The organism is Bacteroides sp. AM32-11AC (assembly GCF_003603515.1).
GTDB classification, from domain to species: domain Bacteria; phylum Bacteroidota; class Bacteroidia; order Bacteroidales; family Bacteroidaceae; genus Bacteroides; species Bacteroides uniformis.
In genome coordinates, this window is record NZ_QTNH01000001.1 from 93,821 (window position 1) to 110,124 (window position 16,304).

General features: G+C 45.4%; 9 protein-coding genes. 5 read left to right on the forward strand and 4 right to left on the reverse strand.

Annotated elements, in window-relative coordinates; all coding sequences use genetic code 11:
* Positions 1-84: 84 nt before the first annotated feature.
* A complete protein-coding gene (locus tag DW800_RS00510; protein ID WP_044469078.1) occupies positions 85-1,188 on the reverse strand; it encodes an AAA family ATPase in 1,104 nt (367 codons plus the stop codon).
* A 162-nt stretch (positions 1,189-1,350) separates the two neighbouring features.
* Between DW800_RS00510 and DW800_RS00515 the strand changes: the two genes are divergently transcribed.
* The 4 genes from DW800_RS00515 to DW800_RS00535 all read left to right on the forward strand — a co-directional run bounded on the left by DW800_RS00515 (position 1,351) and on the right by DW800_RS00535 (position 8,674).
* Complete coding sequence (locus tag DW800_RS00515) at positions 1,351-2,304, forward strand: tyrosine-type recombinase/integrase (RefSeq protein ID WP_044469077.1); 954 nt, start codon at positions 1,351-1,353, stop codon at positions 2,302-2,304.
* Between the two features lie 435 nt (positions 2,305-2,739).
* On the forward strand, positions 2,740-5,244 hold the full coding sequence (locus DW800_RS00525; RefSeq protein WP_117704064.1) for a PL29 family lyase N-terminal domain-containing protein: 2,505 nt from the start codon (positions 2,740-2,742) through the stop codon (positions 5,242-5,244).
* A 481-nt stretch (positions 5,245-5,725) separates the two neighbouring features.
* Positions 5,726-8,191 (forward strand): primosomal protein N', encoded by a 2,466-nt coding sequence (gene priA, locus DW800_RS00530; protein ID WP_119957675.1) that lies wholly within the window; start codon positions 5,726-5,728, stop codon positions 8,189-8,191.
* A gap of 21 nt (positions 8,192-8,212) precedes the next feature.
* On the forward strand, positions 8,213-8,674 hold the full coding sequence (locus tag DW800_RS00535) for a low molecular weight protein-tyrosine-phosphatase (protein WP_061411691.1): 462 nt from the start codon (positions 8,213-8,215) through the stop codon (positions 8,672-8,674).
* On the opposite strand, the gene DW800_RS00540 is transcribed toward DW800_RS00535, so the two are convergent.
* Positions 8,671-10,761, reverse strand: coding sequence for a BT4734/BF3469 family protein (locus DW800_RS00540; RefSeq protein WP_119957732.1), 2,091 nt, complete (start codon positions 10,759-10,761; stop codon positions 8,671-8,673). The genes DW800_RS00535 and DW800_RS00540 overlap by 4 nt on opposite strands.
* Before the next feature lie 400 nt (positions 10,762-11,161).
* Here DW800_RS00540 and DW800_RS00545 point away from each other — a divergent pair, with 400 nt between their 5' ends.
* Positions 11,162-11,785, forward strand: a complete 624-nt coding sequence (locus DW800_RS00545; protein ID WP_005825839.1) for an HU family DNA-binding protein — start codon at positions 11,162-11,164, stop codon at positions 11,783-11,785.
* Between the two features lie 217 nt (positions 11,786-12,002).
* Here the strand turns inward: DW800_RS00545 and DW800_RS00550 are convergent, their stop codons facing one another.
* Positions 12,003-14,696, reverse strand: a complete 2,694-nt coding sequence (locus DW800_RS00550; protein ID WP_227980277.1) for a hypothetical protein — start codon at positions 14,694-14,696, stop codon at positions 12,003-12,005.
* Between the two features lie 371 nt (positions 14,697-15,067).
* Complete coding sequence (locus DW800_RS00555; protein ID WP_005824483.1) at positions 15,068-16,015, reverse strand: tyrosine-type recombinase/integrase; 948 nt, start codon at positions 16,013-16,015, stop codon at positions 15,068-15,070.
* Positions 16,016-16,304 lie beyond the last annotated feature (289 nt).

Consider the following 16,304-nt stretch of genomic DNA (forward strand, 5'->3'; position numbering starts at 1 on the left):
CCATTCGTTACAAACGGTTATGTGTCACCGAAATATTTCTGTTGATAAAATGATACGAAACCCCAAAAGGATTTCCTCTTTTTATTATCCTTCTCTCTTTACCTCAATCCACCTTCTGAAGAAAGGATCATCCAGTTCATATCCCTCGTTACGTATCACATATCCTTGTTGCCCAAGTCGCTTCAAACTGCTGAAAGCGGTACTTGGAGAATCAATACCGACCCCCTGTAGAAAAGGAAGACTGGACGGAGTCCCCATCTGCATAGTTAAGCCTATCAAAACTTTTTTATCTGTTTTATTGAAAGTGCTCCATAACCGTTCATAATCCATATCGTGTACATGGGTCAACTCTGTAATGGCAGTTTCCACCAAGGTATCACTGTAACCGTTTTGTTTCCAGTTATTCCATGTCTGGTAAGCCAGTTGCTGGGTGTAATAGGGATGGCAATTAGTGAACGACAGAACACTGCGGCTTATCGTTTCAGCATCCATGTCTTGACCCAAGAGAAGAAAGCCATTCTTAAGAAACTCATAGAAGTCATCTTGAGGAATCTTACCCAGCTTCATCAAATATCCAAAATGATAGAAAGGAGATTTCTTTTTTTCGAAGATTTCCTGCATCATTGATTCCTGGCTACCTAAAAAAATGTAGTTGGCATGGTTGTAAGCCTGTAGAATAGACCGCAATTTCTTATCCAGATTCTTGTCCAATGTGCGTATTTCTTGGAATTCATCCAGTACTACAATCGGTTTCTTGTGTGGATTCTTCATTCCCAATTTATCAATCAGTGTGAATACATCCTCTAACAGAATGAACCCGTCCATTGACGGCTGAAATGAAACTTCTATGCCGTCTGTCATAGGATTGGTTGAAATGGTGGGAATAAAACGAAAGTGGGTAATGAGATGCTTCAAACGTTCCATAGGGCATTGCTGAAGCACAATCCGCAATAATCGTGCAGCAAAGTCGGCAGTATCTGTTACCAGTTGCAGGTTCAACTGAAAAGCAGGACGTGACAATCCTTTCGTTACTTTTTGGACGAGGCTGGTCTTGCCGAAACGCCGTGGGCTGATAAGTATCAAGTGATTCTCACTTGCAAGTATCTCTCTTACTTTTTCCTGTTCCGCTACTCTATCCGTAAAGTATTCACCGTCTACAATGGTACCGAATTTAAATGGATTATTCATATTGCGATTTTTTTCGATGCGACTTTTTTCGCAAATATAAGAAATATATTTGAGTTCATTCTGAAAGACTGGTCAAAATGAAGAAATACATTATAAGTTTCTGTTTTTCTTCATTTTATTGTATATACTTGTAAGGTAACCACTTTATAAATAAAAATGGAAATGAACAGAAATGAAATTACCTTACAGGAGATGTTCTCCCAGTCCATCGGTGAACTCCGGGAAAGCGGCAGGTGGGGGACGGCGCACATCTACCAGTCGGCGGTGAATGCATTCTCGGCATTCAACAAGGGGCAACCCATGCCGATGCGCAGGCTAAGTCCGACAGTATTGAAAAGGTTCGAGAACTTCCTCAGGCAGAGGAATTGCAGCTGGAACACCGTGTCGACCTACGTCAAGACGATACGCTCGGTCTATCACCGGGCGGTGGACAGGAAGTATACAAGGTACGTGCCCAGGCTGTTCGAGCATGTGTACACCGGGACGCGGGCAGACAGGAAGAAGGCGCTGGAAACAGCGGATATCAGCAGCCTGGTGAGGGAGACGGAAAAGAGCCTGCAAGGGAGTTCACGGCCCAATACGCAACAGAAAACAAGAATCTTCTTTGTACTGATGTTCATGCTCAGGGGGATTCCTTTTGTGGACCTGGCCTATCTGCATAAGAGGGATTTGCAGGGGAACACCCTGTCCTACAGGCGCAGGAAGACGGGGCGGGCGCTGACCGTGTCGCTCACACCAGAGGCCATGCAGATGGTAAGGATGGTGGCGAACAGGAACCCCGACTCGCCCTATCTGTTTCCCATTTTGCAAAGCGAGGAGGGCACGGAAGCGGCATACCGGGAATACCAGTCGGCACTCAGGGCATTCAACCGGCGGCTGAGTATACTCAGGCAATGCCTGGGGATGCAGTCGGCACTCAGCACCTATGCGGCACGACATACCTGGGCCACAATGGCTTACCATTGCGAGATACACCCCGGAATCATATCGGAGGCCATGGGCCACTCATCAATCACGGTGACGGAAACCTACCTGAAGCCTTTCAGCAACAGGAAGATTGACGAGGCCAACCAAAGGGTAATTTCTTTTGTAAGGAGCGGAGGGTGCACGATATAAAAGACGTTACTTCTTCGGGTGGGATAGAATAGGTTTGTCACACATTTTCCGGAATCTTCAAAGGGAGTTTTGAGGGGCGGGGCGGTGTTGCCTTTACGGAGTTCACAGCGGTGATGCCAATACGCTGTCATACAATCTTTTGAACCGAAAAACATGCATTTTTATTCCTTGAAACCTTCATTTCGCCACTTTCACCCTGTCATCTTTCACGAGTCACTGTCCGCTTTCCAATATCCTGACGGGCTGTTTTTTACTATTCTGTACAAAACCGGCCTGTTTCCTACTTATCCACTGATTATTAACGAAATTAACAAGATTTCATTACCTGCGAAGTAACGGAAAATCATATAACAAAACAGATATGGGAAAGGAATATAAAATGAGAGATTATTCACTTTTTTATTTTTTAAATTTATAAATTTAAAGTTTTCAATTATGAACAAGAAGTTTCTAAGTGTAATCCTGTTCAGTACTTTAATGGTAGGTACTGCAGGAACGTTTACGTCTTGTAAGGACTACGATGATGACATTGAACAGATCAACAACGAGTTGTCTGGCATCAAATCTCAAATCGAAGCCTTGGAAGGCAAAATTAAAGATGGCAAGTGGATCACAAGTGTGGCTCAGACTGCCAACGGTTTGACAATCACGTTGTCTGACGGTACTACTTACGACGTTACTAATGGTAAGGACGGTGCTGCTGGTACTCCGGGTGCTGCCGGAACAGAATGGACTATCTCTGAAGATGGTTACTGGGTATGCAATGGCGAAAAAACAGACGTTAAGGCTGTTGGTCAAGATGGAGAAAAAGGCGAGGCTGGCCAGCAAGAAGTGAAGTTTGAGAACGGTAAGTGGTTCTTGTGGAACGGCACTGAATTTGTAGAATTCAAGGGTGCAACAACTTCTGGAAATATTCCTTACTATTACACTGATCCGAATGACAACAACTACACGATTTTGGTAGTTTATAGCCAAGATGGACAGACTAAGAAGGAGATCCGTTTGCCGATGAATGAAGGTTTGGCTCAATTGACAGTGTTGGATGCAAACTTCTCTCAAGGTGCTGCTAATATCGTGGTAAATTATGCTTTGAGAAAAGTTAGTACAGAATGGGATGGTGAGAGAGAACTGCCTGCTGTTGGTGAATACATGGTAGCAACTAATACACAGTCCATCCTTGTTCAGGTAACTCCTGCCAACTATGATTTGGCTACTTTAGATTTGAAATTTGTTAATGGCAAGGGAGAAGAAGTTCCTGTTACTGTAGGTAAAGCTACTCCGACAACCATTACAAGACAATCTTCAATAACAGGTGTTTATGAGATTCCAGTTACCGTAAATCCAATTAAGGAAAACGAAGAGTTAGTTAACTTCTATCAAGGGAAGAAACAGATTTCGCTGGTAGCAAATGAAAGTGTACGTTCTACTTATACTTCTACACTGCAAATGGTAAAAAGTAATCAACCGGTTGGAAATGTAGCTTATCAGGTATGGCAGTGGAATCCCATTACACAACAAGAAGAATGGATGTCTAAGTATACTACAGTTGCTGCCGAGGATCTTTTAGTGACTCCTAAAGATGATGTTGCTGCCAAGATTTATGACTCTTATTTAACCATCAAGGATGACCAGACAAATAACGCCAAAGCCATTAAATATGGTATTTCTGTTGATGGAATGACTGTAAAGAGTGCTGAAAATGCACAAGGTCAAAGTATTGTATTGATAGCTCATTACGTAGATGTTATTGGAAAAGTATACAAACAAGAAATTACTGTTACATTCCAAGGTGAATATGTAGAGCCTGAGACCATTGACTTGACAGCGTCTGAACATACAATTGCATTTGTTAAGAGCGCTGAATCCCCATCTCTTATTGCAAACTTCGATGAATACTTCAAGGATATTCAGGGAGATGACCGTATTGTTTGGAACTCTGAACATGAAATCTTTGTTCCTAAGTATTATCCTCAACAGCAATATGTAGTGAACTATGTATATACAGATCCAGAGGATTATAGCACTCACGAAGGTCAACTGTTTGGCTTTGTTGCTGCTGTTGAAGCAAATGAAGAAGGCGCAACACTTAATACTGAAGAAGGTTTAGCTAAGTTCAAGAATTTGAAAATTTCTTTGGATTATACTAAAGCATTCGATGGAAATGGCATTGATTTGCTGAACTACGATGTTACATATACATTGCAAGTTCTAGTACAGAACACTGCAACTGGTGCCGTTGATTATGTAAATGTACCGTTCACCGTAGAGCAACCTGCCGCTGCTGAAATTGCTAAACAATATGCATTCGATGCCATTGCTTACGATGCAGCAACTAACGCATTTACTGTATTTGGAACAGAGGCAACTTTGAGTGATTTGATTAAAGTAAGTGCCAAAGGCTTTGAAAACGGTGTAAGCATAGCCACTAACGAGGCAGCAAAACCTGCAGGTGTAACAACAGAAGATTACAAGGTAGCAAATGGTAAGGTAACATTGAGTAATATCGATAAGTATGGTACAGCCTACTCTGTAACTGGTGTTTATGTAAAATATGCCAACCATAAGTTTGCAGTTCCTGCATTCAATGTAATCTTCAAGAAGGCTGCAACAGAAGCAACTTACACATTCTCATTGAAGAAGGCTGTTAGCGTTGTTCGTGGTGGTAGCGCAGTTACTCTCAAGGTTGGTACTGACTTGACTATTGCGGATGCTGCAGGTAACCCGATGAAGGACATTGTGGTTACAGCAGTGGATCTTGAGACTGCAGCAAACAACTATGTATCAGCAGGAACAACAGATGGCGAATCTATTATAATTACTCCTAAGGATATACAAATTGCTAAAGATACTGCATTCAAGGCTAAAATTAAATTTACTTATGATAGTGGTAAAACAGGAGAGACCGAAGCTAATGTTCTTGTAACAGTAAAAGCTATCTAATATCCAAAGCTAACCTAAGGAGAGACAAAGAGCATTCTAAACTCTCTCCTTAGTACGGATAATCCTCAAGTAGGGAAAGAAGTTATTTCTTTCCCTACTTTTTTATTTCAAATCTTCTCCAGAATATTCTTTCCTATTACTTTGCTTCCACACTTCCACCCACTTCCTGCATCTCTCTATCCATCGGCATTTGCCCCTCTGTGGAAGCACCCTCCAAAGGTGGAAGCAAATTTTGCTTCCACCTACTCAAAACGCCATGGTTTTACTGCAACTCACTCATTTTTATTTTAATACATCGAACAAATTTTATAAAACACTGACGCCAGTTTCCCCATACTTCTACACCCATCCTACCCATAAAATCTGCAATACCTCTCCCTTATCTTCATCCAAATCCACAACAGCCTCCTCCTCTCCTCAGCATAAAAAATGCCCCGTTCATTTCATTCTCCCTCCACTTTCCACTATCTTTGTCCCCACGATGAAAAAGTTCGCCGACGTCATATTGCCTTTGCCCTTGCACAGCTGCTTCACCTACTCCCTGCCCGACGAGTGGGCGGATGAAGTGCAAACCGGTTGCCGGGTGGTAGTACCATTCGGGCGGAAGAAATACTATACGGCCATCGTGCGTAACGTGCACTATTGTGCCCCCACCGGATACGAAGTAAAGGAAGTGTCTGCTTTGCTGGATGCCTGCCCGATACTGCTTCCGCGGCAGTTCAAGTTCTGGGAATGGCTCTCCGATTACTATCTCTGCACGCAAGGAGACGTCTACAAAGCCGCCTTACCCTCTGGCTTGAAGCTGGAAAGCGAAACAATCGTAGAGTACAACCCCGATTTCGAATCCGATGTCCGCCTGCCGGAGAAGGAACAGAAGATACTGGACGCGCTCTCTACCGACCCGGAGCAATGCGTGACCAAACTGGAGAAGGAGACCGGCATCAAGAACATACTTTCTGTCATCAAGTCACTGCTCGACAAAGAGGCCATCTTCGTAAAGGAAGAACTGCGCCGTACCTATAAGCCCAAGACCGAAACCCGCGTACGCCTCACCGCCGTTGCGCGCAACGAACACCGCCTGCATATCTTCTTCGACGAATTGCAGCGCCGTGCCCCCAAGCAATTGGACCTGCTGATGAAGTACCTGGAACTCTCCGGCTACCTCAGCGGACGAGATATAAAAGAAGTCTCCAAAGCCGAACTGCTGCAACGCACCTCCACCACCCCTGCCGTATTCAACGGTCTTATAGACCGTGGTGTATTCGAAGTTTATCAGCAGGAAATAGGCCGCATAGATAAAGCGCTTCTCAAAGAAGTCGTCCCCGTCAATCCGCTGAACGAACACCAGCAACGCGCCTATCACGCCATCTTGGAGAATTTCCAAAGCAAGAACGTCTGCCTGCTGCACGGCATCACGGCAAGCGGCAAGACAGAAGTCTATATTCATCTGATAGAAGAAACCATCCGGGAAGGAAAGCAAGTGCTCTATCTCCTGCCCGAAATAGCCCTCACTGCGCAAATCACAGAGCGCCTGCAACGTGTTTTCGGTTCCCGTCTGGGCATCTACCACTCCAAATTCCCCGATGCGGAACGGGTAGAAATCTGGCAGAAGCAGCTGTCGGAAGCAGACTATGACATTATCCTCGGTGTCCGCTCCTCCGTCTTTCTTCCTTTCCGCAACCTCGGTCTTGTGATTGTGGACGAGGAGCACGAAAACACCTACAAGCAGCAAGACCCTGCCCCTCGCTATCATGCTCGCAATGCAGCCATTGTACTCGCCTCCATGTACGGCGCCAAAACTCTGTTGGGTACGGCAACCCCTTCTGTAGAGACTTGGCACAATGCCACATCCGGTAAGTATGGCCTCGTGGAACTGAAAGAACGCTATAAAGAGATACAACTGCCGGAGATTATCCCCGTAGACATCAAGGAGCTGCACCGCAAGAAGATGATGAACGGTCCGTTCTCTCCACTGCTCCTGCAATACATCCGCGAAGCGCTGGAACAGAAAGAACAAGTCATCCTCTTCCAGAACCGCCGCGGCTTCGCCCCCATGATAGAATGCAACACCTGCGGCTGGGTACCCAAGTGCAAGAACTGCGACGTCAGCCTCACCTACCACAAGGGGCTGAACCAACTGACCTGCCACTACTGTGGCTACACCTACCAACTGCCCCGCATCTGCCCCGCCTGCGAGGGCACTGACCTGCGCAACCGCGGCTTCGGCACGGAAAAAATAGAAGATGACATCAAAGCCCTCTTCCCCGACGCCCGCGTAGCCCGTATGGACTTGGACACCACCCGCACCCGTACCGCCTACGAGCGCATCATCTCCGATTTCCAGCAAGGCAAGACGGACATCCTGATAGGCACGCAAATGGTGTCCAAGGGTCTGGACTTCGACCACGTCAGCATTGTGGGCATACTCAATGCCGACACCATGCTGAACTATCCCGACTTCCGCGCCTACGAGCGCGCCTTCCAGCTGATGGCGCAGGTTGCCGGACGCGCCGGACGGAAGAACAAGCGCGGCAGGGTGGTGCTACAAACCAAAAGCATCGACCATCCCATCATCCCGCAAGTCATTGCCAACGACTACGAAGCCATGGTAGGCGGGCAGCTTGCCGAACGCCAGATGTTCCACTACCCGCCCTACTACCGCCTGGTGTATGTCTACCTGAAGAACCGGAACGAGACCCTGCTCGACCTCATGGCACAGACTATGGCCGCCAAGCTCCGCACCGTCTTTGGCAACCGTGTGCTGGGACCGGACAAGCCGCCCGTAGCACGCGTACAGACCCTGTTCATCCGAAAGATTATCTTGAAGATAGAAACCAATGCCCCAATGGCACGTGCCCGCGAGCTGCTCGTCCAGGTGCAAAAGGAGATGGTGGCGGAAGACCGCTTCAAGTCGCTGATAGTGTATTATGATGTAGACCCGATGTAAATAACTCGTAACTAAAGAAATATGAAGAAGATACTTTTCGTTTGCCTCGGCAACATTTGCCGTTCCTCCTCGGCAGAGGGAGTCATGAAACATCTGATAGAAGAAGCCGGACGTGCGGATGAGTTTTTAATCGATTCTGCAGGCATTCTGTCCTATCACCAGGGCGAACTGCCGGACAGCCGGATGCGTGCCCATGCTGCCCGCCGTGGATACAATCTGACGCATCTTTCGCGACCCGTACGTACCGAGGATTTTTACAACTTTGACCTGATTATCGGTATGGACGACCGCAACATCGACGACCTGAAAGATCGTGCCCCTTCAACCGCCGAATGGAGCAAGATACACCGCATGACGGAATACTGTACAAAGTTTACCCATGCCGACCATGTACCGGACCCCTATTACGGCGGTTCCGAAGGTTTTGAGTATGTGCTAGACATTCTGGAAGATGCTTGTGCGGGGTTACTGCATAGCATTTAATCCAGCGGCATTACATGATACAGTGTCCCCTGCCTTGACTTCTTGTTCGGTATTTCAAGCTTCTTGAGCGTCCGCCCGAATACGGCAACCTTGTTGATTGCCAGACGGTCACGCGTCTTTGTCTGTAAAGCGGAAAGAATCTGCATGGGCATCACCCATTGCCCCTCTTCATCCTCTTCTGCCGCGCGGAAATGGCTGTGGAAGAGTTGTTCCAGTGGGGTGAGCTGTTCAAATTCCCGGTTCGTCCGCTTCAAGATGGCTTCATCGGCATCATCCAGCCAGTAACGCTCACCTTTGGCTACGGCATTCAGAGCCTGCGCATAGAGCTGGCGGTAGTTGATGGTGACATTCGTATCGATGGGACCGGTGACCTCAATGCAGATGAAACGGCGGCTGCCACTGGGATCGGACAGCAAGTCCTTCTGATTGCTGGTACCGATGAAGGAGGCATACCGCCGCATCTCACGGATGGTGCTGCCGTAGGGTTTGCGCAGGTTGGCAACCGGTTTCTGCAGCAGATGCTTCAAGAAACCCTGCTGGTTGATGCTGATTTGGTCGAACTCGTCGATGTTGACGAGCAGAAAGCGTCCCAGGCTGCGCTCCGCTTCCTGCCTGCTCTTGAAGTCGATGCTGTCCGTATAGCCGAAACGCAGCTCCGGTGGCAGCAAAATGCGGCAAAAGGTGGATTTCCGGAACCCTTGAGAACCGACAAGCAGAGGAGAAGTATTGTTTCCGTGTTGCCGGTCCATTCCACGCCAGTGTGCCACCATGCCCAGGAACCAGCGGTAGAACAGCTCCTGCCAATGAGGATTGTGGCACGGAACGAGGTCGGCCAACGCCCGGATGCGGTCTTTCCCGTCCCAGCGGCCGGTGTCGTAAAGGTACTCTTCGACGGGATTATAGAGTGGCACGTAGTCTGAAGTAAGGAAACGGTTGATGTCGCGGTCCCATACGCGGATACCCTCCTTCAGGGCATTCATGGAGACCGTACTGCGGGCACGCTGGTCAGCAGGCTTGAAATAGAAATGGACGGAGTCGCGCTGACGGTATTCCAAATCATCCAGAACGGTGTTGTAGCGGAACTCATACCGGCGGCCCATAAACTCTTCCAGCCGGAAAACGCTCTCCTGCTCTTGCGTCAGACTGCTCTTTTTCCCGAAGCCTTTAAGCTCTTGATATAGGTTATGAATCGTTTGACGAACAATGAATTCATCCGCTTCCCGGTAATAGTGCATCAATGTCTGGCGGACTACTTCCTCTTCGGGGATGCCTGCCTTGAAACAATGTTCGGCCAGAGGCACCAGCAGTATCCGTAAATCCCCCTCCCGTTTCCAGCCGTCCAATTCGCGGAATGCACGGTCAAGGGCTGATTCGAAGAGTATGGCGAAGGTGTCCGAGGCTTTACTGTCCGGATGCAGCCGCAACAGCGGATTCTTTTCTGCGAGTTTTCGTTGCCGGAAGTTCTCTTCCTCGGGCATGCCGAGGGGCTGTTCCAGGCAGAAAGGTACAGCGGCAGGATTGTAGTATGGATATCCGTCCAGAGTCATGCGGCAACTCTGGGTAAGGGAAGGTTCTTTCAATGTAATGGCAAACGGCAGTAAGGGCTGGTAGCACTTCACCGCCATACGGTAGGCGTGGGCATGAAACAAGGTGGCATCGCTCTCCCGCTTCGGCGTTGTGCCGTCGGGCAGGGCAAACAATACCCATATCTTGGCACTCCGTCCGCTGGAACCGCAGAAAGCGGCAAAGGTCTGTGGCAGCAGGGCGGCTTGTTGCTTTACATATTCCGCTTCGGCAATGCCCGACAGACGGTTTACTTCCAGTTGTACGAGTCCGTTATAGTTCTTCATCCGCCGTTCTCCCTCTTGTGTACGGCTATATTCCACGGCAGGGTAGATGCGTGGCAGTTTGTCTATATGTTCGTATTGGGCGCAAGTACCCTCCAGTTGAGGAAGGATGGCCCGGAGGGTCGATACATGTCCGGCTTTGGTTTCGGTTTTCAGTTTTTTAATCAGTGCGTCCGCTTCCAGGGTGCTGAGGGCTTCCTTTCCGCTCTCTTTTTCTGCTCTAATCAAGGTAATTTTCATTCTGTTTGTCAGCTTGTTTGGGTAAATATAATTCTCGTAAAGATACGACATCAGAAGGCGGAAAACAAGTATTCAGCAGAATAATTATTAAATAAATGCCTGCTTCCACAAACTATACAGCGTGGTGTCGGAAACCTTTGGATTTCTTTTTTAAAACATAGGCATTCCTTTGCTTTTCTCCCTTTGTTTGTCTACTTTTGTATAGGGAATAGATGACGCCTAACGACCATGAACAGCTCTGCTTACGGTCATGAAGCAATCGCTTGACGACTGTAAGCAGAGCTGTTCATGGCCGTTAGGCGTTTCTCTTCCCAAAGCTTTTACGGATGAAGTACGTAACCCGCACCTATTCCGCATAGGGCGCGAACGTATTGTACAACAACTTAAAAGACATTGAACTATGGCAATTTTATTCGATTGGTATGAGCTCCCAGAACCTAAAGACAAACAGCGGGAAGAAAAGATACTTCATCCGCGCATCCGCTTGAACGGCTCTACCACTACCGACGAACTGCGTCGCAGAATTCAGGAACGCAGCTCGTTGACGGAGACTGATGTCTCGGCGGTACTGGATGCCTTGTCGCACGTCATGGGGGAAGACCTCGCCGAGGGGCGGCAGGTACATCTGGACGGTATCGGCTATTTTTATCCCGTACTGACGAGCACGGAGCCGGTGACTGCCGCGACCAAACGTAAAACCACCAAGATTAAGCTGAAGGGCATCAAGTTTCGTGCCGACCAGGTGCTGAAGAATGAGATAGGCGCTATCAAAGCTAAACCGCTGGGGCTGAATGAGCATTCCCAAAAGCTGAGTGACAAGGAGATTGACAGGCGGCTGACGAGCTACTTCTCTACGCATCAGTTCCTTACACGCAGTGATTTTCAGAGCCTCTGCGGAATGATGCGCTCTACTGCACAGCTTCATATTCGCCTGCTTCGCAGCGAAGGCAAACTCGAGAATGCAGGAAAACTCAACCAACCGATTTATGTACCTTGCACGGGGTATTATGGTAGAGACGAGTAGGTTACGGTAAAACTATAGCGTTTTGAGTAGGTGGAAGCAAAATTTGCTTCCACCTTTTTTTGTTGCTTCCACAGCAGCTCAAATGCCGATGGATAGGGGGATGCAGGAGGTGGGTGGAAGTGTGGAAGCAAAGTGATGGAAAATAAATTTCTGGAGAAAAAAAGAGGGCATTCCGTTTTATCGGAATACCCTCAAGTCTATCTATGTACTATATATCTTACTTCTTCAAAGTAATTGTTACAGTAGTGGTTGTGGTAGCACCCCACTTATCAAGTACAACGAGAGAAACCTTACATGGAACATCGTTCTGCAATGCAGTTTCTGCGCTCTTCTTCACTACTGAGAAGTAAGAGTAAGCATCAGTCTCAGTCGGAGCAAACTGACTTCCACTATGGTCTTCAATAGCCAGATATTCTTTGGCATTGTCATCAGCCAAAACAACTCTCACGCTTTGGATTCTACTATCCATAGGCTCAGTTGTATCCGCTACATAATTAGCACCTGATTTCTTATACATCTGAGTCAAGTTATAAGCCTCTCCGTAAACATCCTTAGCAGTGATGTTCTTCAAGCTAACCTTGATAGGACTAACACCATTGCCAGAAGCATTTGCAGCTGCAGTAGCTTCCAAGGCACCTTCCTTGATTTCAGACTTAACTGTCAAGTTGAATTTATCTACAATCTTAGCGATGTGAACGTTGCCGAATACAGTGTAAGCAGCCTGGATTTCACGAGTTGAGTAAACATTGTCTCTGTTGTCTGCATTCTGAGCATTGTCGTATACCTTAACGCTGATATCACCCGCAACACCGGTTGTTGTAATCCATGGTGTACAAGTGTGTCCATCAATTTCGTGAAGCGTTTCAGTAAACGCTACATTGGTCTTTTCAGCACCCATGTCTTTGTACAGCTTGAACAAGTTATAAGTAACATCTGTACCATCTGCTGAACCGTAAGCTACAGCGTTGTCACCAACGAAGTAAGCAGACAGTCTGCTGAACGGAGTTACAGCTGACTCAGCCGGAGACTTGATAGTAACCTTAACAGGAATTTCAAAGGCGTTTACTGTGGCTCCCTTCTTCTTCAAGCCCAATACAATTTGATAGCTTTCTTCTGCTGGGAATGCTTTAGTGTAATCGAAACTGAACTTGATGTACAACGGGGTCTGAATCTTAGAGCCAGCCGCTGAAACATATTGACCTGCACTGTTTTTAACATAAAGAGTGCTTGCATCAATTGTTGTAATCCAGCTTTCATCGAATGCAGTTCCATCCTTACCATATTTCACACCGTTTACTGTGATTGTCTTTTCAGTAAGAGCCTTGCCGTCTGCCCAAGTAATGCTTCCAACCTTTACAACAGAAGGCAGGTCAGTGTCAGTTGAACCAGCCAAAGCTGCTTGAATATCACCCAATGGCAAGAAGAAATCAGCATTAGTTTTATTTACTGTCCATTCTACATCACCTAAAGTTGTTGAAGGAGCAACATATTTAAAGGTTACTGCAATAGTCTTGGCAGTTGTAGCTTCTGCGACAGTTCCATTCACTAACAGATAATTTACTTTAATATCAAGAAGACCAGCCTTTTCAGCCTTAATCGTATTTCCTGATATAGTTGCACCAAGATTTGCTGCAGCAGTCTTATCGGCAATTTCAAAATAGTAATCAACGATATAAGGAGTCAAATCGGCAACAGCAACACCATTAACAGTAGCAACATTAGCATTTTTGAAACATCCGATTAAATCAAGTTCCTTATTGATGTCAACAGAAAGAGCTTTCAGGTTAGTTACAGCAATTGTATTAACAGCCTTTTCTGTCACTTTTACATCATATGCGGAAGCGACCAAACCGTCGGCAGTTTCAGTCGTTAAAGCATAAGTTCCTGCAGATTTACCACAATTTGCTGTAGAAAGATACTCTACAGTCATATCGAATACACCCTTGTTCACTGAAGCTGCACGAGTCAATGCATCTTCAGTCATGTTAGCTACCGGATTAGTCACCTTGAAAGGCATATTACCTTTTGAATCGGACAAAACATAAGCATATTTAGTGGCATCGGCATCCTGAGGATTTACAATGGCACTTAATGTACTAGTCTGTGAAAGCAAAATAGCGTCTTTCTTATATGTTACATTATTAAATTTCACATCAGCACCCAATGCCTTACCATAGCTCATTGTAACATTAGCAGCTTTAATCTGACCGTCATCAATAGAAACCGCTTTCAAGCTTGTAATAGATGCGGCTTTGGGTAATTTGATGACAGCAGGTTCGCCTTCACCATTTTCACTCGTTGCAACGTGCAGTTCCCAGTAGCTGGTCTTATCTACGACATAAGTACTTGCTCCCATGGCAGAAATGCCAGTATCAGTGCCGACATAGTCATTCTTTTCAGCATCCCATTCGTAAGTCACCCAATTACCGGTTTCCTTACTGATAGAAGGAGCTTTAGCATTGATGCCATTTACTCCATTCTTACCTTCAGAGCAAATACCGGTATCTTCGTTGTTGATGATGAAATTTTTAGTAACTGGATCGATGGTGATTGTAGCAGCATCACCCTTATCCCCTTTATCACCTTTAATGGTTCCAATGGTGCTAGTAGTATTATCACTCCAAGTGATTGTAATACCATCACCATTTTTCACAACGTTGGTAACAAACTTACCATCGCCCACTTTTGCCTGCAAGTCGCTGATTGAAGCCTTGATACCAGTCAACTCATTGTTGATCTGATCAATGTCATCATCATAGTCCTTACAAGACGTGAAAGTTCCTGCAGTACCAACCATTAAGGCACTAAACAGGATTACACTTAGAAACTTCTTGTTCATAATTGAAAACTTTAAATTTATAAATTTAAAAAATAAAAAAGTGAATAATCTCTCATTTTCATTCCCTTTCACATAGTTGTTGATTATATGATTTTTTCCGTTACTTCGCAGGTAACGGGAACCATCTTGAATCAATTATGTGAAAAGAAGTTTAATATAGTTGTAATGTCCCTATAATTGTTTATAACATTTTAAGTGATGAAAGATGAAAAGTGACTTATAGGTGGAATTCTGATAATATGACCGAGAGGTAAAGTTACGATAAAGGGAAATCAAAATATTTATAGGGAAAGAAAGACTTAAAGTGTTATTTTGTAGAGTTTTGGCTTAAGGGGAAGTTGTTGAGAAATGAGCGAGAGGACTCTTCCCTTCAAGAGATGCTTCTTGCGGGAGGAATAAATATGGACACATCTAGGCCGCTTTATCAATAAAAATAAAAAAATCTATGCCGAGATTCCATTGCTTTTTACAAAAGAAATTACCTTCTCATTTGCTTCATCAATCTTCTTGTCGTTGAAAGGTTTGAGATAGGTTTCAGTAACATTTATCGATGAATGTCCCATCGCTTCGGAAATAATGCCAGGGTGAATCTCACAATAATATGCCATTGTGGCCCACGTGTGTCTTGCCGAATACGAACTAAGATGTGAACTCATATTCAAATGTGTTTTTAAAGCTGACAGCTGATAGTTAAAACGCCTCAAAGCTGATTGATACTCTTTATAAGCCGCTTCTGTACCATCCTTGCTACGTAATATTGGGAATAAATAAGGTGAGTTCTCGTCCTTATTGGATACCATGTGTACCAGCTGTAAGGCTTCAGGGGATAGAAGTACCCGTAAGGTGCGACCAGTCTTTCTTCTACGATAGGACAATACATTCCCTTGCAGGTCTTTCTTGTGCAAGAAAGCTAAATCGACAAATGGGAGACCACGCATCATAAACATAAAAACAAATAGCATTTTGGCTTTTTGAAGGCTTGAGGAAGGAATCCTTTTGGACAAATCCATTTCTGTCCCGCGAACTAAAGTTCCTATATCCGAAGCTTCCAAAGCTCTTTTCTTGTCTGCTTTAGTTCCTGTATATACATGTTCGAATAATCTAGGAGTATAACGGACACATCGTAAATCTACAGCTCGATTGTAAGCCGAGCGAATGACTTTCATATAGGTAGAAACGGTGTTCCAACTGCAATCTCGTTGACGCAGGTGCATTTCAAAACGTTTCAAAACCACTGGATTCAATTTGCGCAGATGCAAATCCCGATAGTTATTGAATGCGGAAAACACATTCAATGTGGATTGGTAAATATGGGCTGTTCCCCATCTTCCATTTTCTCGAAGCTCTCCAATAATAGTTGACAGCATTTCTTGTAAGGTAATCTCTTTCATCTTCAATTTAAATTATACATTCTCTTATTAATAATATGTATAAGTACAATCCCTTTATAATGCAGAACATACGTGCAAATACACTAATAATTGGGGCGAACAACAATCCCATTAACAAAAAAGTGCGCTTAAATGCAGATTTTTCGATTAATTATAAAAAAACAGCATTATTATTTGCTCATTTATAGAAAAACAATTATGTTTGCACGGAAAATTCCTCCGTTACCTGCGAAGTAACGGAAAAAACACATATAAAAATGTGAGGAAAAATACTGTAATCGTAGATTTT

What these genes read in the sequence shown, in the direction of transcription:
- priA (WP_119957675.1), top strand. Translation starts at nt 5,726, where the DNA reads ATGAAAAAGTTCGCCGACGTCATATTGCCTTTGCCCTTGCACAGCTGC.
- DW800_RS00535 (WP_061411691.1), top strand. Translation starts at nt 8,213, where the DNA reads ATGAAGAAGATACTTTTCGTTTGCCTCGGCAACATTTGCCGTTCCTCC.
- DW800_RS00525 (WP_117704064.1), top strand. Translation starts at nt 2,740, where the DNA reads ATGAACAAGAAGTTTCTAAGTGTAATCCTGTTCAGTACTTTAATGGTA.
- DW800_RS00515 (WP_044469077.1), top strand. Translation starts at nt 1,351, where the DNA reads ATGAACAGAAATGAAATTACCTTACAGGAGATGTTCTCCCAGTCCATC.
- DW800_RS00555 (WP_005824483.1), bottom strand. Translation starts at nt 16,015, where the DNA reads ATGAAAGAGATTACCTTACAAGAAATGCTGTCAACTATTATTGGAGAG.
- DW800_RS00540 (WP_119957732.1), bottom strand. Translation starts at nt 10,761, where the DNA reads ATGAAAATTACCTTGATTAGAGCAGAAAAAGAGAGCGGAAAGGAAGCC.
- DW800_RS00545 (WP_005825839.1), top strand. Translation starts at nt 11,162, where the DNA reads ATGGCAATTTTATTCGATTGGTATGAGCTCCCAGAACCTAAAGACAAA.
- DW800_RS00510 (WP_044469078.1), bottom strand. Translation starts at nt 1,188, where the DNA reads ATGAATAATCCATTTAAATTCGGTACCATTGTAGACGGTGAATACTTT.